This is a genomic window from Rhodococcus sp. NPDC076796, from assembly GCF_040702765.1.
Taxonomy (GTDB): Bacteria; Actinomycetota; Actinomycetes; order Mycobacteriales; family Mycobacteriaceae; genus Rhodococcoides.
Genome location: NZ_JBFBMS010000002.1, coordinates 101,491 through 120,372 on the forward strand (window position 1 = coordinate 101,491; position 18,882 = coordinate 120,372).

The window sequence follows — 18,882 nt, forward strand, 5'->3', positions numbered from 1 at the left end:
GTGAACCTACGCGGCAGCCCTGCGCATCGAGGCGAGCGGATCGGAGTACAGGGCGCTGAGGGAGACCACGGTTGCGGCGTATTCCTGCACCTTGTCACCGAAGCCGGTCACTCGAATATCCCTGCGCGCCAACGTCGAGTACGTCGCGAAGGCCTCCCCCACGTACGGAATTCCGGCCGGATACGCGGTGAACGCCTGGCCTCCGAGTACCACGCGGTCCGGATTGAACATGTCGCGCAGCAGCGCCACCGTCCGACCCAGAATCTGCGCCCGCTCGACGAGCAGCTCCCGCGCGGCCTCAGAGCCTGACTGCGCCGCCTGATACACCGCCGCAATACTCGGACGTGGCTGCGGCGCAAGAATCTTACGGTCGACGGCGGCAGTGACCACCGCTCGATCGCTGACGGAGGCCTCGAGGCATCCCCGATTGCCGCAGCCGCACAGCGCCGACGATCCGGTGGGTAGGTGCGCGATGGAACCCGGACCGCTCGCAGGAGTGTGTACGCGGCCGTCGATGGTCAGCGCCATGCCTGCGGTCTCGCGCGCGTAGAAGTACAGCGAAGTTCCGCTGTTGCTCTGCGCCGCAACACTGCCCGACAGACGCGGCGCGAGGAGCAGCTCCGAGGCCGCCATGGCCTCGACGTGCCCCGAAACCGAGATCGGAAGGCCGAGTCCGCCGCCGATGATGCCGGCGACGCGTCCGTTCTCCCATCCCAGCCGCGCGTGGTCGACGGTTCCGCTCGCGGTGTCGACGCGGCCACCGATCGCTACCCCGACCCACAGCGGGGTGCGGCGGTGCCAGCGTCCGACAAAAGCGCCCGCGCTGCGGGTGACGGCGGCAAGCGCTGTCTCCGAAGATCCAGCGGGCGTGGGCATCTCGACGGCACCGAGGATGCGTCCCCGCAGATCACTGACGGTGATGCCGGTGACGACGGCTCCGATGTGGATTCCGATGGTCGAGAACGGCTCGTGGTTGACCTCGAACGGCACCCGCGGTCGTCCGATCGCCCCCGGTGCCGTCAGGTCTGCGCGCTCACGGAGCAGTCCGACGGCGAGTAGGGCCGATACCTGACGGTTGACTGTGGCGATGCTCGATCCGGTTGCGCGAGCAGCACGCTCGCGCGAGATGGGACCTTCGGAGCAGGCCACCCGAAGCACCGACGCAGCGGGACTGTCGGCGATCCGCAGATCGGGTGGGACCAGTTGGAGACGCGATCGCGGCGCGGCGGAGCGGGTGTGGTGCAGCGTGGTGACAGACATCCGTCGAAGATCCTCAGCAGTTGCATGCCTCTCATCGCGAACGAACAGCGAAGAAAGGGAGAAGTGGTGCAGGTCAAGGGCGAGTGCGGCGGCCACGAAGGGACCACGGCACGCGAATGGACTGTCCGAAGCTCGAAGAGGCTAGAGACAGATTCCTTGGCCGGGACAACACAGTTCCCGAGGAAGCGGCAAGCGAGAACCCAGGGACGCGGTCACATAGGTGACCCGCATCGCGGTCGTCTCACCGGCGGACATGGATCCAAAATTAGCACCCTCGCGTTCGATGTCCAATCGGGCATCGGAAAGCACGGGGCACGTCGGGCATAGAATTTCGCCATGACCTCGTCCGAACAGATTTCCCCCGATGCCAAAATCGCCGTCGTCACCGGAGCGAGCTCCGGCATCGGCGCGGCCACCGCCCGCCAACTCGCCGCCGACGGCTTCCACGTCGTGATCGGTGCCCGCCGACTCGACCGGCTCGAGGAGTTGGCGTCGGAGATCGGTGGTACTGCCCTGGAACTCGATGTGACGGACGAGGATTCGGTCGCCGCCTTCACCGCAGTCATCCCCCGCGTCGACGTGTTGATCAACAACGCCGGTGGCGCGAAGGGCTTGGCCCCGGTGATCGACGCCGACCTCGACGACTGGCGCTGGATGTGGGAGACCAACGTGCTCGGTACATTGCGGGTGACGAAGTCGTTGCTGCCCAAGCTGATCGACTCCGGTGACGGCCTGATCGTCACCATCACCTCCGTGGCGGCATTCGAGGCCTACGACAACGGATCGGGCTACACCTCGGCCAAACACGCTCAGGCAGTGCTGCATCGGACGTTGCGCGGCGAGCTGCTCGGCAAGCCGGTGCGGTTGACCGAGGTAGCGCCGGGTGCGGTGGAAACCGAGTTCTCGCTCGTCCGGTTCGACGGCGACGCAGACAAGGCCGACGCGGTCTACCAGGGCATCACACCGCTGGTGGCGAGCGATATCGCCGAGGTCATCGGCTTCGTCGCGTCTCGCCCGTCACACGTCAACCTCGACCAGATCATCATCAAGCCACGTGATCAGGCCGGTCCGGGGCGCTTCTCCCGGAAATAGCGGCTTCGCCGCATGTGAGCGGAAACTCGACCCCTGCTACGAGTTTCCGCTCACATGCGCGCAGCGCTCACACCGCACTCATCGACTCCCACGTCGGCCAGTCGATGGCCCAGTCGTACAGGTCGCCGTCGGCTGCCGAGAGGTCGATGCGAGTTCCGGTGACCTCGACGGGATCGCCGTACATCGCCGTCTGGAAGTACTCCTGAGCGTCGGCATCGGAGAGGTTGATGCACCCGTTGGTGACGTTCGACGCGCCCTGCACACCGGTGGTCAGCGGATTGGCGTGGATGAATTCGCCGTTGTTGGAGATGCGCACCGCCCAGCGTTCGCGGACGTTCTCGTAGAACGGCGGGTTGGACATCAGAAAGTCCTCGTGCTTCTCGGTGACGACGTGGATGCCGCTGCGGGTGACGTTGCGGTCCTCGTTGCCCTCGCCGTAGCTGACGGGAATGTCCATGATCGTCGCGCCGTCGCGGACCACCTGCATGCGGTGGCTGGTGGCGTCGGCGATGACGACCTGGCTGCGGCCGATGGAGAAGTCGAGCGTCACATCGTCCGCACCGTAGGCACCGTCGCCGTAGTTCACCCCGTAGAGATTCGCCTTCACGTCCACCGTCGTGCCCGGAGCCCAATAGTTCGTCGGGCGCCAGTGCACCCGGGATCCGTTGTCGTCGGGAAACCATGCCCACGCGCCCGGCGTCGGCGGGTTGGTGGTCACCGTCAACGCCTTCTCGACGGCGGCCTTGTCCGCGATCGCGGAGTCGAACTGCAGGATGATCGGCGCGGCGATGCCCACTTCCTGGCCGTCGCCGATGTTGGTGCTCACCGACGTGCGACTGTCGGGTTCGACGGTGGTGAATGCACCGGTGATGTCGACGGTCTTGTCGTCGCTGCCCAGCGCCGAGCCGGACCAGGTGTACTGCACGCCGTAGCCGAGCGGCTCGGTGATGGCGTACGAGGTCTTGTCGGGCGAGAGCGCGCCCTGGACGACCTTGCCGTCGGGGTTGGTCAACGCGACCTGGGTGAGCGTTCCGTCGGCCACGGAGACCGAGATCGGCGCGATGGGACTGACGTCGACGGCACCTGCGACCGGGTTCTCGGTGACCTGGGCGACGGGGGCTGCCTCGGTGGTCGGGGCCGCGGTGCCCGAGCCGCCCGCACCCGATCCGACGGTGCAGCCTGCCGCGAGTGCCACCAAGGCGACGAGCACGGCGATCAACCACACCGTACGCGTCCGTTTTGTCTGTTCTACCTGCTCATGCACGTTGTCCAACGTACCTGCGTCTGCGAACTACCCCGATTTTCGGGGGCAGTCTCACAGTTTGCGCGTTCGAAGTTCGTGGCCTTTCGAGGTGAGGCAGCGGCCGGAATCGAGGCTCCAGTCCCATCCGTGCAGATTGCAGGTGAGCTTGTTTCCTTCGACGATGCCGAACTTCGTCAGGTCCGCCTTCAGGTGTGGGCAGCGACGTTGGATTTCGTAGCCGCCCATCGTGATCGTGGCGGTGTCGTCGTGCGCCTCGGAGAACCAGCCGTCGGCGTACGCGATGCGCTCGTCGGTGAGGCACTTGAAGAACGTGTAGAGGAATTCGTTGTAGCCGCCGACGCGTCGGGCCCGGAAGCGGGTGGACAGGAAGATCGAGTTGACCCAGTCCGGCTCCTCGTCACGTATCGCGGTGCGTACGAGCTCCGGCGGGATGGTGAAGCTGTAGCGGAACTTCTCGTTCGAGATCGGTTCGCGCACGATCCGTTTCGGAAAGTCGAGCACAACGGTTTCGTCGCCCATCGTGATTCCGACGGGGTAGCCGATGCCGTCGCAGATCAGATCCGTCTGCGCCATGATCGGCTCGAACAGGCCACGCATCGGCTCGAGCAGCGGCTCGCCCTCGGCCGGAGCCCAGGCTGCCTTCTCCGCGGCGATGACCGATGCCTGACGCTGGGCGTAGGCCTCGATGTAGTCGGCCTTGCCGGTGGTGAAGATGGCCTCGGCCTCGGCCGTCGGAATCGGGTGCTCGTGGGAGATCAACTCGGAACCGTCGAATGTCGCGGCGGTGCCCGGCATCATCAGCAGGCCCTTGTCGTGCCCGTGCAGTCGCATCTGCTCGAGAAACACCATCTGGTCGGGGAACACGTTGGCCGGGTCGCCGTAGACGTCGTTGAGTGAGCGCAGCTCGTCGTCCAGGAAACACGGCGGACCAGCCGACGGGATCACCCACGTCGAGCCGACCTGCTCGATGTACTGGCGCGCGCGATCCATCTGACGCTGACGCTTCTGGATACCGAAGTTCTTTTTCGCGCGCGAGACCATGTCGTAGACCATCGGGTACCAGATCGCACCCGAGTACTGCAGCATGTGCACGTCCACGGGACCGAAATTCTCGGTCATCACATCCAGGTCCACCGGCCTCGCGTCGTTCATGTTGAACGCGACGGTCTTGCCGTCGGAGACCACCAGACCCGAGTCGCCGATCGGACCGTCGGCGGGCGCCCGCAGCGCGATGATCATGATGTCGAGATCGCCCTTGGGACCGGAGATCGTGTGCTTGACCGAGTCCGTCGTCTCGTAGAACTTGTGGAAGCCGAGCTTCTCGAGCTCGTGCTTGAGATCGAGCACCGGGTAGTCCGGCAGCAGAACCGTGGCGTCCTTGTTGACGTGCTCGGCCAGGTTCTTCGGGTCGAAGTGGTCCTTGTGCAGATGCGAGACGTAGAGGTAGTCGCAATCACCGAGGGCGTCCCAGTCCAGGCCCGAGTTATCCGGGAACGGGAACCACGACGCGTAGAACGACGGGTTCACCCACGGATCGCACAGGATGCTTCCTGCCTCGGTCCGAATATGGAATCCCGCATGTCCCACGCTGGTGACCTGCACTGATTTACCTCCTACGAGCCCGACGAACAAAGCTCCATCGTATGCGCCGTTTCGACCGGCCCTAACCCAGCGCGCAGTTGACGAGGTCACATTCGGGCGTGAGCGTGACGCCGAACTTCTCCTGCACCCCGTCGCGGACGTGCGCGGCCAGCGCCATGATGTCCGACGCGGTTGCCCCACCCCTGTTGGTGACGGCAAGTACGTGTTTGGACGACAGCGCTGCGGTGCCGCGGCCGAATTCGGTGCCGTAGCCGCGCGGGAAGCCCGCGTTCTGGATCAGCCAGGCGGCCGGAATCTTCGTTCCTGCGGGGTCGGGGAAGCTGGGCGCGTGCGCGGCGGCCTCGGGCACCTCGGGCAGTACCGGGTTGAGGAAGAACGATCCGACACTCCACGTGTCGTGGTCTTCTCCGTCGAGCACCATGCCGCGTTCGCCGCGCAGAGCCAGCACGGCCGCGCGCACGTCCGGCACCGGTACCACGTCGCCGATCTGCACGTCGAGACGCTCCGACAACGCCGCGTATCGCACCGGAAGCGACTCGGTCGTCTTCTTCAGCGCGAACGTCACGTCCAGAATCACGTACCGCGAGGATCGCTTGAACACCGACGATCGATGCGTTCCGAAACCGCACTGCTCCGGCGTCCACACCGCCGTCTGCTCGCTCTCACGGTCGTAGACGGTGAGGCTGTGCAACAGCTCCGACGTCGACGCGCCGTACGCGCCGACGTTCTGGATCGGCGTCGCGCCGGTGGTTCCAGGAATACCCGAGAGCGCTTCCATGCCGGACAGTCCTGCATCGATCGTCGCCTTCACGACGGCATCCCACTCGACGCCTGCATCGACCGTCACGATCTCACCGTCGATCTCGAGCCGCGATCCGGTCACCCGAACCACCCGGCCGTCGAACCCGTCGTCGCCGACGACCAGGTTCGATCCGCCGCCGATGACCAGCACATCCGTCCCTGCGCGGTCCGCGTCGCGCACCAGGGAGACCAACTCGTCAGCGTTCGTCGCAACAGTGAATTCACGGGCCGGGCCGCCCACCCGGATGGTGGTGAGCTCGGAAATTGCAGTAGGCACGGACTATGACGCTACCGGTCGCGCACCGGTGTCTTCAGTCACCCGGTAACCTGCGGGGATGCCTCGCCCCATTGAGCACAGCTCGACTGTGCCCGCCTCCGCCGACAAGGTCCACGCCGCACTGACGTCCGAGCAGTACTGGAAGGACCGCATCGAGCAGATCGGCGGACCGGGTGCCAGCCTGAAGAGCGTCACCGTCGGCAACGGAACCATCGACGTCGTCATGACCCAGGCCGTCCCCGAAGAGGAGTTGCCGTCCGCGGTGACCGCCTTCAAGAAGGGCGACCTCATCATCGAACGCACCGAGAGCTGGGGACCGTTCGACGGTACCCACGCCGACGGCACCTTCGGAGCAACTGTCGAGGGCGCACCCGCGCGCATCACCGGAACCACCACCCTCGACGCCAAGGGCGAGACGACCACCATCGCGTTGGCCGGCACCACCGAGGTCAAGGTCCCCATCTTCGGCGGCAAGATCGAAGCGATGATCAGCGAGCAGGTGCTCTCGCTCATCGACAACGAACAGGACTTCACCGGTAACTGGATCGCCGCGCAGGCGAACAGCTAGCCTGGCGCACTATGGCTCGCCGAATGAACTACTCCGCCCGGTTCACCCACTCGACGCAGCAGGTCTATGCAGCGCTCTCCAGTCGCGATCACTGGGATGCGCGCATCGAGGAGATGCGTAAGTACTCGGAGAACGAGCTGAAGAGCTTCGAGGTGTCCGACGCCGGAATCGACATCGTGATGCATCACGTCATCCCGCGCACCGAACTGCCCGACATCGCGCAGACGGTGATGAAGAAAGACATGGTCATCACCCGCAACGTGCACTTCGACGCCTTCGAGGAAGTCACCGCGGGCCACTACGACGCGTCGATCCCGGCCGGACCCGGCTCGCTCAAGGGCACCACCTCACTGTTCCCCACCAACGGCGGTTCGACGCTGCGCACCTCCTCCGAGGCCAAGGTCTTCCTGCCGTTCATCGGCGGCAAGCTCGAGCAGCTCATGCTCGTCAACCTCATCGACCTGTGGCGCGGTGAGGGCGAAGTGACCGCCGACTGGCTCGACAAGAACGCCTAGCCCACTGAAGAGGCCCGAAGGCGTCATCACTCGCGGCACCACCGGCATCAATCGGTTGCGTCGAAGCGATCGGTGGTTGATGCACAACCCCGATGTTCGACGTGTTCTGCAGGGCTCGCCGAATCCCCTCGTCGTCGACCTCGGGTACGGGGCGATGCCGAACACGACGCTCGAGCTGGCCGGTCGACTGCGCACCGTCCGGCCCGATCTCCGAGTCACCGGTCTCGAGATCGACCCCGCTCGCGTCGTCCCGGGCAGTGACGGCGTGGAGTTCGCCCGCGGCGGTTTCGAGCTGGCGGGACTGCGACCGAATCTGGTGCGCGCGTTCAACGTACTGCGGCAGTATCCCGAGGACGCGGTTCCTGCTGCGTGGCAACGCATTCTGTCGGGCCTGGCTCCCGGCGGCCTGTTGATGGACGGCACATGCGACGAGCTCGGTCGACGCTGCGCCTGGGTGTTGCTCGACGCCGATGGGCCGCGTTCACTGACGCTGGCATGGGATCCGTTCGACGTCGAGATGCCGTCGGACATCGCGGAGCGGCTACCGAAGGTGTTGATACACCGCAACATCGAGGGTGAACTCGTGCACGATCTACTTCGACGGGCCGACCGAGCGTGGTCGGTGTCGGCACCGCTGGCACCGTTCGGGCCTCGAATTCGGTGGCGCGCGGCCATGAAAGTGCTTGCCGAACAAGGCATTCCGATCACACTCCCCCGCCGACGGATGCGAGACAACGTGCTCACGGTCCCCTGGTCGACGGTCGCACCGGCAACGTGAATCGGGTGCAGCTGACCGCGCTGAGCGCGGTCGGATGCACCCGATTCTGCAGCTACGTGCAGGCGGACAGTGCCAGTTCGACGCGTTCGGCCACCCGGTCGGTACTGTTTCCCGCCTCGCAATACAGCGTGTGCGGGTCGACGCGACCGATCGCGACGGCGTCGCACACCACCTCGTCGAGGGTGATCTGGGAGATGCCACCTGCGGCGAGGTCGAGCACCGTACGCACCGGGGTGGTGAGGTTGAACGTGCCTGCCGATTCGACGTCCCGTGGTTCGAGTCGCAGACGATGAACCGCCAGCCTGGTGTCGGTCAGTCGCAGGTCGCCGAACGCGCAGACGTGCACGAATTGCGGGTGCAGGTGCCCGAATCCGTGCAGCTCGGCGGCGCTCTGGTGCGAGATCACGGCCTCGCCGCCGAACCAGGCGCACCACATGGCGAACACTTCGAGTTCGCTGCGGGGCCACTGGCCGAGTCGGAACAGGTTGCGCTCGACGCGAGTCCACGTGTTCGTGGCCAGATTGACGCGCACCATCGCAGAATCGAAGCCGAGCTCACCGGCCTGCTCGGCCGTGAAATAGCCGTCCTGACGAGTGGCCAACGAGTGCAGTTCGTGCACGCTCGGTCCTGTCGTACTCATGACGCAAGCGTACGTCACAATGTGTTACAGGTCACAAACTTTGGTACCGAGAACACAGGTTCGGCGAGTTTCACAGAGCTTGCTCAGAATCATCGGGAAGACTGCCAGGAATGTCATCCACAGCCAGGCGCAGCACCGCACCGCTGATCGCAGTCTCCGTCGTTGTCGTCCTCCTCGTCGCCGTCATCGGTGGCGAGTTGTTCGTCCGTCAGCAGATCAAATCCTGCCTCGCCGGTCAGCTCGAGTCCGAGCTCGGCAGCCAGGTCGAGGTCGGTCTCGGCCTCAAGCCGGTCTTGCTCTCGCTGGTGGACAAGAAGGTCTCCTCGGTGACCGTCGACAGCGACGACGCGCGCTTCGGCCCCGCCGAGGGCATGGTCGTGCAGGCCGAGGCACGTGACCTGAACCTGACGCAGACCGCCGACTCGGGCGGCACCATCGGCAGCTCGAGTGCCGACATCTCGTGGTCCACCGACGGCATCACCCGCACCCTGCAGAGCCAGGGAATCGGCGCGATCGTCTCGGGCGTCACCTCGGATGCGTCGGCGGGCACCCTCGACTTCGCCGTCGGGGCTCTGGCGAATCTCACCGTCCAGCCACAGGTCGTGGACGGCAGGGTCGACTTCCAGACCGTCGACGCGTCGATCCTGGGCCTCGGCATTCCCACCGATCTGGTCGACTCCGTCGTCGGCGTGCTGACCGACAGTCTGCAGGCCTACCCGTTGGACATGGCTCCGACGTCGCTGACCGTCACCGACTCCGGCATCGAGCTCGCCCTCGAAGGCGGGCAGTACACGATTCCGGTGACCCAGCAGGATCAGAATCAGCCGACACCCGAGGGTTGCTCGCTGGTCGCATAACCCATGTGCGCGGAAACTCGCCCCCTGCTACGAGTTTCCGCTCACGTGCGCAGCTAGTCCGTCCAACACCGCGCGCGTTCCCGATAGCCCCAATCGTGTTGCGCCCGCGTCGATCATGGCCAGGGCGACGTCCGTGGTGCGGATGCCGCCACTGGCCTTGACGCCCAGTCGTCCGCCGACGGTCTCTGCCATCAAGCGCACGGCCTCGACGCTCGCGCCGCCGGCCGGGTGGAATCCGGTGGACGTCTTGACGAAGTCGGCACCGGCCTTCTCGGCGGCGCGGCAGACCTCGACGATCGCGTCGTCCGACAGTGCTGCCGATTCGATGATGACCTTCAGGACAGCGCTTCCGGCGATCCCTTCGCGGACGGTGACGATGTCGGCCAGTACCGCGTTGTAGTCCCCCGCGATGGCCGCGCCGACGTCGATCACCATGTCGACCTCGTCGGCACCTTGCTGCACCGCGAGCCTGGCCTCGGATCCCTTGATCAACGAATGGTGCTTGCCCGACGGGAATCCGGCGACGACGGCAGTGAGCATTCCCTCGGCGCGAATCGGCAGCATCGACGGGGATACGCACACCGCGAGCACTCCCAGCTCGCGGCCTTCCTCGATGAGGGCGGTCACGTCGGCTTCGGTGGCTTCGGGCTTGAGCAGCGTGTGGTCGACCATTCCGGCGAGGGCGGCGCGGGTGAGTGTCATGCGGTCCAGCTTTTCACAGCTCTGCATTTCACAGCCCTGACGGTCTACGATTTTCGTTCATGACCGCAGCCTCGCTCGCCGCTACCTTCAATGCCACCAGCAGGGAGTTCGACGCGGTGACGCCGCAGGTCTGGGGGCCGGCCGGGCAGTCGCTCGCCTTCGCGCTCGGGTTGGCCACCGGCGACGCGGTTCTCGATGTGTGTTCGGGTACGGGCGCGTCGGCGATTCCCGCGGCGGCGGCCGTCGGCCCCGACGGTCTCGTGCATGCCATAGACCTCGCCGACGACCTGTTGGAGGTGGGGCGGGTGAAGGCCACCGATCGGGCATTGCGCAACATCGACTTCGTCGTTGCCGACGCCACCGAGTGGGAGCCGCCGTCGACGGTTCCCGATGCCGGATACGACGCGTTGGCCTGTTCGTACGGCATCTTCTTCCTGCCCGATCCCGAGCGGGACTTCGCGCGTCTGGTGTCTCTGGTTCGTCCGGGCGGTCGCGTCGGGGTGACGGTGTGGCGCAAGGGTGCGATCGAGGCGTTCGCGGGCACGTTCTTCGAGGTGATCGGTGCGCATTCGCCGCCGAGCGAGCACGACGGGCCACTCGCGCAGGACGGTTACGACAAGCATCCGATCCGGCGGATGGAAACCGTGGATCTCCTCCGCGCGTGGCTCACCGCGGCCGGCACCACCGATGTCGAGGTCGTCGAGCTGTCCAACCACGTTCCCGCGACGGAGTCGTTCGTGTGGGATCTCGTGCTGGGTAGCGCGATGCGGGGCGCGTTGACTTCGTTCGACGATGCGACCCGGACGCAGGTCCGTGCCGAGTTCACTGCGTTGCTGACCGAGCGCGGAATCGATTCGATCGATCTCGGGACACTGGTGGCAACCGGGGTGCGGACGCCCTGAGACAATCGGCGGTATGAGTTCTTCCGTATCCGAGGATCGCCGTTACGTTCTGTCGCTCGGTTGCCCCGACAAGACGGGCATCGTCGCCCGCATCTCGACCTTCCTCGCCGAGGTCGGTGGATGGATCGTAGAGGCCGCTTATCACGCCGATCCCGACACCGGTTGGTTCTTCACCCGGCAGGCAGTACGCGCGTCGTCCGTGGACATGAGTATCGAGGAGCTACGCACGCGGTTCGCCGCGGTGGCCGCCGAGCTCGGCCCGGAAACCGAATGGACACTTCACGATTCGGGTGAACCCAAGCGCGTGGTCCTGCTCGTCAGCAAGGAAGCACACTGCTTGCACGATCTCCTCGGGCGCGCTGCGGGCGGCGAGCTGCCCGCTCAGATCTCCGCGGTGATCGGCAACCACAAGTCACTCGAGCCGATCGCCGCCGCGCACGGCACCCCGTTCCATCACGTCGAGTTCGCGAAGGATCCGGCCGAGCGCGCTCCTGCCTTCGAGGAGGTGCGGTCGCTGGTCGATTCCTATGACCCGCACGCGGTGGTGCTGGCACGGTTCATGCAGGTTCTCCCCGAATCGCTGTGCGCGCACTGGGCGGGGCGGGCCATCAACATCCACCACAGCTTCCTGCCGTCGTTCGTCGGCGCGCGTCCGTACCACCAGGCGTTCGCGCGGGGCGTGAAACTGATCGGTGCGACGTGCCACTACGTGACGGCCGAGCTCGACGCAGGTCCGATCATCGAGCAGGACGTCATCCGCGTCGACCATGCCGACGAGGTGTCCGACATGGTGCGTCAGGGCCGCGACATCGAGAAGCTGGTGCTCTCCCGTGGCCTGCGGTGGCACCTGGAGGATCGTGTCCTGGTGCACGGCCGCAAGACCGTGGTGTTCAGCTAGGCGAGACCCGAAGAATCACAGGTTCCGGAGCCGAACCACTTCGGCGTTGAATTCGTCGATTGCTTCCACCGAGCTCATGTGTCCGATGCCGGGGATCACGATCAGTCTGCTCAGGTGGTCGTGGTCGTCCAGGGCGCGGGCGAGTTTGCGGGCGTGCACCGGCGGGGTCAAGCGGTCAGCAGATCCGACGAGCACGCTGGTGGGTACGGACATGTTTTCCAGTGCCTCGCGGATGTCGAGGTCGGTGAGTGCGGCGCCCCAGATGCCGCGGGTGCGCGGCGCGCATTCGAGCACGATCTTCTCGCAGAACGCCACCTCGGCAGGTGTCGCTCCGGGGGCCATCGAGATGTATTTGATGGCTTGGCGGGTCACCGGTGACGGCCGCAGCGGAAGCGCCGAGCTGAGCACGGCTTTTCCCACGGGGGTCGGGAGGCGTGGGAAGCGTTGCGGCAGCGGGATGACGGTGGTTTCGCGGACGAGCGAGTCGGTCGCAGTGCTGGCGAGCAGCACGGCACTGACCAGCCGGTCGACCTGTTCGGGATAGTTTCCGGCCCAGGCCATGATGGACATTCCGCCCATGCTGTGTCCAACCAGGACGGCCTTGTTGTCCTCGTCGACGGTGGCGGTGAGGATCGCGGCGAGGTCGTCGGCCAGCACGTCGGGGCTCAGTGGTCGCGTTCCCACGTCGCTGCGGCCGTGGCCGCGCTGGTCGTACGCGATGACCCGGTAGCGGCCGGCGAGGGCGTTGATCTGCGGGTACCAGTAGTCGGCCGAGCAGGTCCAGCCATGGCTGAAGACGATCGGCGCGGCATCGGCGTCACCGTAGCTGCGAACGTGCAGGTGTGCACCGTCGTCGGTGACCACCTCGGTGATGTGCGGCTCGAAGGTGGGGTACTGCAGCAACTCGTCGGGCTGGACGTCGGTCGTCTTGGTGAACGAGTGCAGGCGACGCCGCCGAACCACGAATGCACCGACGGAGGCCGCCGCGGCCGCGCCGCCTATTCCGAACAGCACACGTTCGACTACCTTGCGAGAAACCACAGAAAATCCCCTCTACCTCGACCCCCTGGCGGGTGCGGTAGACGGTACGCCCACGACCGAACGAGCGTCGACGCGGCTGCCTACCAGCGGGGTCCGCGCTGGATGCTGTCGATCTTGGGCCGCACGTCGACGAGGTACACCGCGATGCCGACGATGCCGATGATCCAGAACATGATGACCATGGGCCCGATCAGCGTCAGCAGCAGCCCTACCGCCAGAATGCCCAACCAGGCGTTCTTGGTCAGCTTCCCGGCCGCGGGAAACGCGTCCGGCCGTTGGCGCAGCGCATGGAAAATGGCGAACGCGGCTCCGGCAATCGAAATGATTTGCAGGATCAGGAAGATCGTCTGGGAGAAGCTGCTCGCAATCACACCCGCCAGTGTACGAGAAACGACCCCTGCGCCGCGCGGCGCAGGGGTCGTTTTCTTTACGAGTGCTTTAGCGAGTGGTCTTCTTCGCCGGAGCCTTCTTGGCCGGAGCCGGGGTGGCCTTCTTGGCAGCCGGTGCCGGTGCCGTCTTCTTGGCCGGAGCCGGGGTCTTCTTGATCGGCGAGTTGGCGCTGCTGCGGGTCTTGGCCTCGACCTTGCCTGCCACGCCGCTCACCTTGTCGGAAGCCTCGACGGCCTTGTCCTTGGCCTCGTCGCCTGCTTCGTCGATGTTCTCGGCGAGCTCGTCGGCGGCGTCGGAGATCTCGTCGGCACCTTCACGAACCTTGTCCGACGCGAGGCCGGCCAGGGCAGCGGCGCGCTCGCCGACTGCGCGGGTCTGCGAGGCGACGGTTCCGAGGGCCTGCTCGGTGAGGTCGACGACATCGTTGGCGGCGGAGTTCGCGCGCTCGAGGCTCTCTTCGACGGCCGGGGTGCGGCGGATGCGCTCGACGGTCTCTTCGCCGCGCTCGGCGAGCGAGGTGTAGAGGTCGGAGGCGACCTTGAGGTATGCCTCGGCAACCTTGCGGAGCTCTTCGGGGGTGAAGCGCTCGCGGAGTTCGGCGATCTCGTCGGGAAGCTCTGCGGGCAGGTTCGCCAGCCGCTCGCGCAGGCTCTCGACGCCTTCGGTGACATCCTCGGAGATGTCGGCGAAGCGGGCGTTGACCTCGCTGGTACGGCTCTCGGCGCGCGAGCGCACCTGAGCGACGACGTCCGCTACGGCCTGGACGACGGCGTCGCCTGCACCGACGGCTGCGAAGATGGGGGTCTTGACGTTCTCGAAGTTCTTGGAATCAGACATCGGGTGTCTCCTGTTCGTCGGGTTCGGGCTCCTGCGTGGACTCGTTCTCACGACAGAACGAGTCGTAGATCTCGATCAGCACTTGCTTCTGCCGTTCGGTGATGTGCTCATCGCCGAGCAGAGCTTCGCGCACCGGACCGTGGGGACGCGCTTCCAAGATCCCGGCCCGGACGTACAGCACCTCCGAGGAGACGCGCAGACCCTTGGCTATCTGCGCTAGCACTTCTGCGGACGGGTTTCGCAGTCCGCGTTCGATCTGACTGAGGTAGGGGTTGCTCACTCCGGCTCGGCTGGCGAGTTGCCGCATCGATACCTGTGCGGCTTCCCGTTGCGACCGGATGTAGCTGCCTATGTCCTGAGCTGCGGTCGTCACGACTGCGGCGACAAGATCCCCTGCCTCGGCGACGACCTGCGTCGCCTCGGTCGCCTTGGCGACCAGATCCCCCTCGTCATCGGCCATCTCGGCCTCCTGTTTTCGGTGTCCTACTGGACGGTACCGAAGGGTGCTAACTATTGCAAGCACTCTGCTAGCACTAGTGCCCGAAGATCAGATCCGAGATCGTGTAGATGGCCAGACCGGCGATGGAACCGACGACGGTTCCGTTGATGCGAATGAACTGCAGATCGCGTCCCACCTGCAGTTCGATCTTCTTGCTCGCCTCCTCGGCATCCCAGCGAGCGACAGTGTCGCCGATGATCGTGGTGATCTCGTCGGCATAGTTCGAGGCGATGTAGCTCGCCCCACCGAGGAGCCAACCGTCGACCTTGCCGCGCAGATCCTCGTCGTCGCGCAGACGGACACCGAGGTTGGCGGTGTTCTCCTTGATCTTGGTGCGCAGTGTGCTCGTGGGGTCGTCCACCGACTCGGTGATCAGACGCTTGGCCACCTTCCACGTCGCCGCGGCGAGGCCGGTGATCTCCTCGCGTCCCATGATCTGCGCCTTGAGCTTCTCGGCCTTCTCGATGGTCACCGGGTCGTGCTGCAGGTCGTTGGCGTAGTCGACGAGGAACTTGTTCGCGGCCTGACGGACGTCGTGCTCGGGGTTGGAGCGGATCTTCCAGGTGAACTCGACGAGTTCCTTGTAGACCTTCTCGCCCAACAGGGTGTCGACGAACTTCGGCGACCAGTTCGGGGAATCCCGCGCGACGACGCGATCGATCATCTCCTGGCTACCGAGCGCCCACTGGTGAGCGCGCTCGGCGAGCATGTCGATCAACGGCAGCTGACGGTTCTCGCGGAGCAGTTCGTCGAGGATGCGGCCGATCGGCGGACCCCACTGCGGATCGGCGAGTCGACGCACGATGGTGCTGTCGATGACGGCGGTGATGTCCTCGTCGTTGAGTACGTCGACCACTCCGTGCAGCACGGTCGCCGCCTCGGCCGCGACGCGTTCGGCGTTGTCGGGCTGGGCGAGCCAGGTACCCAACCGCAACGGAACCTGCGCCGACGCGACCTTCTCGGACACCACCTCGGGTGCGAGGAAGTTGCTGCCGACGAACGAACTCAGGCTCGCGCCCAGCTGGTCCTTCTTCTTCTTGATCAGCGCCGTGTGCGGAATCGGGATACCCAGCGGGTGCTTGAACAGTGCCGTCACCGCGAACCAGTCGGCGAGCGCGCCGACCATGCCCGCCTCCGACGCCGCCCGGACGTAACCCACCCAGGCACCTGCCCCCGTCGACTCCTGCCACCGGCAGAACAGGTAGACGATCGATGCGAATACGAGAAACCCGGTCGCGACCGTTTTCATCTTGCGGAGGTCGCGACGTTTGGTGTCGTCGTCGAAGTTCATGAGCTGCACAACCGACATTGTGCCCATAACTGCGGCGGATCAACCGGACGCAGCCTGCGACGGTGTCTTCGGGGGCGCATAGGGTGGTGGTCGTGGCGAGAAATACGACGGAGGCAAAGCTGGACGAGTCCGAGCCGAGCGAGGACAAGCCGAAGGTCGAGAAGCCGGACGGTCGCAAACGTCGGTGGCGTGAGCACAAGATCGCGCGCCGCGAAGAGCTCGTCGACGGCACGCTGGCCGCGATCCGGTTGCGAGGCCGCGAGATCGGAATGGACGAGATCGCGTCGGAGATCGGTATCTCCAAGACGGTGCTCTACCGCTACTTCACCGACAAGAACGATCTGACGAGCGCGACCATGTCGCGGTACGTCGAGACGACTCTCGCCCCGCGCATCTATGCCGCGATCTCGCACGAGCTCGACGAGTACGAGCTCACTCGCGTCGTGGTGACCGCGTACGTCGAGACGGTGGCCACCGATCCCGAGGTGTACCTGTACGTCATGGCGAACAACGCCGGTAACAACCGCGACGTGGTCGCCGAGTCCGAGCGAATGATCGCCGAGTTGCTCTCCACGGTATTGGGTGAACGTCTACGGCAACGCGAGATGGATTCCGGCGGTTCGGTGCCGTGGGCCTTCGCCATCGTCGGTGCGGTCCAGCTGGCCACGCACTGGTGGATCTCCAACAAGTCGATGTCCGCGGACGATTTGATCGACTACCTCTGCATGATGATGTGGGGCGGAATCCACGGGGTCGCCATGGCCGACGGCTCCCCCGCGAAGTTCAAGTCGCAGCCGCATCCTCTGGTGGACGACGAGCCGAACACGCCTTAGCGCTCGTCGTACCCGTCGTCGTCCAGGGGTACTTCTGCTCGTTGATCCAGCACGTCCCGGGCGTCGGCCTCGATGGGCAGATCATCGGCACTCGGCTCGTCCGGCTCGTCCGCGATCGGGAGATTCTGTTCGACGCGATCCTCGGTCGGGGTTTCGATGGGTGAGTCGCTCATGTCTCCATTCGTACCATCGCTCGACAGTTTGAGATCAGGCCCGGTCGGACATCCGAGAAAGTATGACTACCGAAACATTGACCGGACGCCGCATCGCCATTCTCGCTACCGACGGCGTCGAGCAAGTCGAGCTGGTTCAGCCCCGCGAGGCCGTCGAAAAGGCCGGAGCCACAGTCACATTGGTTGCACTCGACCACGGCGACATCCAAGCCATGGAGAGCGATGTCAACGCCGCCGACACCTTCACCGTCGACCGCGTCGTCGCCGACGTCTCCGCGGACGACTTCGACGCACTGATCCTGCCCGGCGGAACCACCAACCCCGATCAACTGCGCGTGGACGCGGACGCGGTGGAGTTCGTCCGCGCGTTCGTAGAAGCCCGCAAGCCCGTCGGCGTCATCTGCCACGGAGCCTGGACCCTCGTCGAGGCCGACGTTCTGAAGGGCCGGACGTTGACGTCCTACCCGAGCATCCGCACCGACATTCGCAACGCGGGAGGAACCGTCGTCGACGAGGAAGTGGTCGTCGACGGCAACCTGATCTCGAGCCGCAACCCGGACGACCTGCCGGCCTTCTGCGCGAAGATCGTGGAGCATTTCAGCGCTTGATAGGTTAGCGTGCCCTATGCGCATTTCTCGTTCGTTGGCTCTGCCTGCGGCAGCCCTCGCCCTCGCCCTCACCCTGACCGCATGCAGTTCCGACGACAGCGGTTCCGATGGTGGTAGTGCCGACTCGGCCGAGTCCGGCAGCACCGTCGTGACCGACATGTTCGGCGACGTCGAAGTCCCTGCGAATCCGCAGCGAGTGGTCGCGCTGGGTTGGTCGGATCCAGAGACCGCACTGGCGCTCGGCGTGCAACCGGTCGGTGCCAGCGACTGGCTCGGCGTCGGCGGAAACGGCCTGGGCCCGTGGGTGGACGAAACCTACGACACCGACCCCACCATCGTCGGTACCTTCGACGTCGACATGGAGTCGATCGCGGCGCTTGCACCGGACCTCATCCTGTGGACACGCAGCACCAACGACAAAGCCGTCTACGACGACCTCTCCGAGATCGCCCCCACCGTCGCGGCACCGCCCGGAACCGACATCGCCTACGGCACCACCTGGGACGGCCAGACCGAGATCGTCGCGCAGGCACTCGGCAAGGTCGACGAGGGCACGAAGCTCGTCGACGACACCCAGGCACTGATCGACGACACGATCGCGGCCAACCCGGAGTTCGCCGACAAGACCGTCGCCGTCGGGACGCTCTACAGCGGACAGGTCGGTGCCTACGTACGCGGCGACACCCGCGTCGACTTCCTCGAATCCCTCGGACTGACCAACACCCCGGCCATCCAGAACCTGGCCGAGCCGGGAGCGTTCAACATCGAACTGTCCGAGGAGAACATCTCCGCCCTCGACGCCGACCTCACCGTCATGTTCCCCATCGGCACCGGACCCGAGGTGATCACCGACAACCCGTCGATCCAGGGCCTGCCGTCGGCACGCGACGGACGGCTCGTCGTACTCGGCGACCTGAACCTGTCCAACGCATTCTCGGCCGCGTCCGTGGCCGGCACCCGATACGCACTGGAAAACGCGGTCCCACTGTTCGCGGCACCACTGAAGGGCTAGATCACACTCTTCCCGGGGGCTTGTCACACTCTCCCTGGCGGG

At 65.5% G+C, this 18,882-nt stretch carries 22 protein-coding genes; 10 read left to right on the plus strand and 12 right to left on the minus strand.

The genetic code is table 11. The annotated features are described in order from the left end of the window. Nucleotides 1–6: 6 nt before the first annotated feature. Complete coding sequence (locus AB0366_RS05580) at nucleotides 7–1,260, minus strand: ROK family protein (protein ID WP_366243037.1); 1,254 nt, start codon at nucleotides 1,258–1,260, stop codon at nucleotides 7–9. Between the two features lie 336 nt (nucleotides 1,261–1,596). Between AB0366_RS05580 and AB0366_RS05585 the strand changes: the two genes are divergently transcribed. After that, on the plus strand, nucleotides 1,597–2,352 hold the full coding sequence (locus AB0366_RS05585) for an SDR family oxidoreductase (protein WP_149406639.1): 756 nt from the start codon (nucleotides 1,597–1,599) through the stop codon (nucleotides 2,350–2,352). Between the two features lie 67 nt (nucleotides 2,353–2,419). Here AB0366_RS05585 and AB0366_RS05590 read toward each other — a convergent pair whose 3' ends face one another. The 3 genes from AB0366_RS05590 to AB0366_RS05600 all read right to left on the minus strand — a co-directional run bounded on the left by AB0366_RS05590 (nucleotide 2,420) and on the right by AB0366_RS05600 (nucleotide 6,296). After that, on the minus strand, nucleotides 2,420–3,616 hold the full coding sequence (locus AB0366_RS05590; RefSeq protein ID WP_366243038.1) for an Ig-like domain-containing protein: 1,197 nt from the start codon (nucleotides 3,614–3,616) through the stop codon (nucleotides 2,420–2,422). A gap of 51 nt (nucleotides 3,617–3,667) precedes the next feature. Continuing rightward, nucleotides 3,668–5,218, minus strand: coding sequence for an MBL fold metallo-hydrolase (locus AB0366_RS05595; RefSeq protein WP_366243039.1), 1,551 nt, complete (start codon nucleotides 5,216–5,218; stop codon nucleotides 3,668–3,670). Nucleotides 5,219–5,279: 61 nt separating this feature from the next. Beyond that, nucleotides 5,280–6,296: a UDP-N-acetylmuramate dehydrogenase gene (locus AB0366_RS05600; RefSeq protein ID WP_366243040.1), complete on the minus strand. Its 1,017-nt coding sequence runs from the start codon at nucleotides 6,294–6,296 to the stop codon at nucleotides 5,280–5,282. Between the two features lie 58 nt (nucleotides 6,297–6,354). On the opposite strand from AB0366_RS05600, the gene AB0366_RS05605 reads away from it, so the two are divergent. The 3 genes from AB0366_RS05605 (at nucleotide 6,355) to AB0366_RS05615 (ending at nucleotide 8,157) form a co-directional block, all read left to right on the plus strand. Further along, nucleotides 6,355–6,864 carry a DUF2505 domain-containing protein gene (locus tag AB0366_RS05605; protein WP_366243041.1) on the plus strand — a complete coding sequence of 170 codons (510 nt, stop codon included), beginning with the start codon at nucleotides 6,355–6,357 and terminating at the stop codon, nucleotides 6,862–6,864. Between the two features lie 11 nt (nucleotides 6,865–6,875). Next, complete coding sequence (locus tag AB0366_RS05610) at nucleotides 6,876–7,379, plus strand: DUF2505 domain-containing protein (RefSeq protein ID WP_366243042.1); 504 nt, start codon at nucleotides 6,876–6,878, stop codon at nucleotides 7,377–7,379. A gap of 79 nt (nucleotides 7,380–7,458) precedes the next feature. Beyond that, nucleotides 7,459–8,157 carry a class I SAM-dependent methyltransferase gene (locus tag AB0366_RS05615; RefSeq protein ID WP_366243043.1) on the plus strand — a complete coding sequence of 233 codons (699 nt, stop codon included), beginning with the start codon at nucleotides 7,459–7,461 and terminating at the stop codon, nucleotides 8,155–8,157. Nucleotides 8,158–8,209: 52 nt separating this feature from the next. Here AB0366_RS05615 and AB0366_RS05620 read toward each other — a convergent pair whose 3' ends face one another. Then, complete coding sequence (locus AB0366_RS05620; protein ID WP_121873490.1) at nucleotides 8,210–8,797, minus strand: hypothetical protein; 588 nt, start codon at nucleotides 8,795–8,797, stop codon at nucleotides 8,210–8,212. A gap of 110 nt (nucleotides 8,798–8,907) precedes the next feature. Between AB0366_RS05620 and AB0366_RS05625 the strand changes: the two genes are divergently transcribed. Beyond that, a complete protein-coding gene (locus AB0366_RS05625) occupies nucleotides 8,908–9,654 on the plus strand; it encodes a DUF2993 domain-containing protein (RefSeq protein WP_366243044.1) in 747 nt (248 codons plus the stop codon). A gap of 27 nt (nucleotides 9,655–9,681) precedes the next feature. Here AB0366_RS05625 and deoC read toward each other — a convergent pair whose 3' ends face one another. After that, the gene (gene deoC / locus AB0366_RS05630; protein WP_366243789.1) at nucleotides 9,682–10,365 is read right to left on the minus strand and encodes a deoxyribose-phosphate aldolase; all 684 of its coding nucleotides are present in this window, start codon (nucleotides 10,363–10,365) and stop codon (nucleotides 9,682–9,684) included. A gap of 50 nt (nucleotides 10,366–10,415) precedes the next feature. On the opposite strand from deoC, the gene AB0366_RS05635 reads away from it, so the two are divergent. Together AB0366_RS05635 and purU are read left to right on the plus strand one after the other, a co-directional pair. Continuing rightward, nucleotides 10,416–11,258, plus strand: a complete 843-nt coding sequence (locus AB0366_RS05635) for a class I SAM-dependent methyltransferase (RefSeq protein ID WP_366243045.1) — start codon at nucleotides 10,416–10,418, stop codon at nucleotides 11,256–11,258. A gap of 13 nt (nucleotides 11,259–11,271) precedes the next feature. After that, on the plus strand, nucleotides 11,272–12,156 hold the full coding sequence (gene purU / locus AB0366_RS05640; protein WP_121873492.1) for a formyltetrahydrofolate deformylase: 885 nt from the start codon (nucleotides 11,272–11,274) through the stop codon (nucleotides 12,154–12,156). A 15-nt stretch (nucleotides 12,157–12,171) separates the two neighbouring features. Here the strand turns inward: purU and AB0366_RS05645 are convergent, their stop codons facing one another. The 5 genes from AB0366_RS05645 to AB0366_RS05665 all read right to left on the minus strand — a co-directional run bounded on the left by AB0366_RS05645 (nucleotide 12,172) and on the right by AB0366_RS05665 (nucleotide 16,232). Further along, nucleotides 12,172–13,197, minus strand: coding sequence for an alpha/beta hydrolase (locus AB0366_RS05645; protein WP_366243046.1), 1,026 nt, complete (start codon nucleotides 13,195–13,197; stop codon nucleotides 12,172–12,174). A gap of 80 nt (nucleotides 13,198–13,277) precedes the next feature. Continuing rightward, nucleotides 13,278–13,568, minus strand: a complete 291-nt coding sequence (locus AB0366_RS05650; protein ID WP_121873494.1) for a DUF2516 family protein — start codon at nucleotides 13,566–13,568, stop codon at nucleotides 13,278–13,280. Between the two features lie 67 nt (nucleotides 13,569–13,635). Further along, nucleotides 13,636–14,424 carry a heparin-binding hemagglutinin gene (locus tag AB0366_RS05655; RefSeq protein ID WP_366243047.1) on the minus strand — a complete coding sequence of 263 codons (789 nt, stop codon included), beginning with the start codon at nucleotides 14,422–14,424 and terminating at the stop codon, nucleotides 13,636–13,638. After that, nucleotides 14,417–14,884: a helix-turn-helix transcriptional regulator gene (locus AB0366_RS05660; protein WP_052047273.1), complete on the minus strand. Its 468-nt coding sequence runs from the start codon at nucleotides 14,882–14,884 to the stop codon at nucleotides 14,417–14,419. The genes AB0366_RS05655 and AB0366_RS05660 overlap by 8 nt, the downstream gene beginning before the upstream one ends. Nucleotides 14,885–14,957: 73 nt before the next feature. Beyond that, on the minus strand, nucleotides 14,958–16,232 hold the full coding sequence (locus tag AB0366_RS05665) for a DUF445 family protein (RefSeq protein WP_187298391.1): 1,275 nt from the start codon (nucleotides 16,230–16,232) through the stop codon (nucleotides 14,958–14,960). Nucleotides 16,233–16,333: 101 nt separating this feature from the next. Here AB0366_RS05665 and AB0366_RS05670 point away from each other — a divergent pair, with 101 nt between their 5' ends. After that, complete coding sequence (locus tag AB0366_RS05670) at nucleotides 16,334–17,047, plus strand: TetR/AcrR family transcriptional regulator (RefSeq protein ID WP_366243791.1); 714 nt, start codon at nucleotides 16,334–16,336, stop codon at nucleotides 17,045–17,047. Here AB0366_RS05670 and AB0366_RS05675 read toward each other — a convergent pair. After that, a complete protein-coding gene (locus AB0366_RS05675; RefSeq protein WP_366243048.1) occupies nucleotides 17,044–17,220 on the minus strand; it encodes a hypothetical protein in 177 nt (58 codons plus the stop codon). The genes AB0366_RS05670 and AB0366_RS05675 overlap by 4 nt on opposite strands. Nucleotides 17,221–17,282: 62 nt before the next feature. Between AB0366_RS05675 and AB0366_RS05680 the strand changes: the two genes are divergently transcribed. Then, complete coding sequence (locus AB0366_RS05680; protein WP_366243049.1) at nucleotides 17,283–17,828, plus strand: type 1 glutamine amidotransferase domain-containing protein; 546 nt, start codon at nucleotides 17,283–17,285, stop codon at nucleotides 17,826–17,828. Between the two features lie 16 nt (nucleotides 17,829–17,844). Further along, the gene (locus AB0366_RS05685) at nucleotides 17,845–18,840 is read left to right on the plus strand and encodes an iron-siderophore ABC transporter substrate-binding protein (RefSeq protein ID WP_366243050.1); all 996 of its coding nucleotides are present in this window, start codon (nucleotides 17,845–17,847) and stop codon (nucleotides 18,838–18,840) included. Nucleotides 18,841–18,882 lie beyond the last annotated feature (42 nt).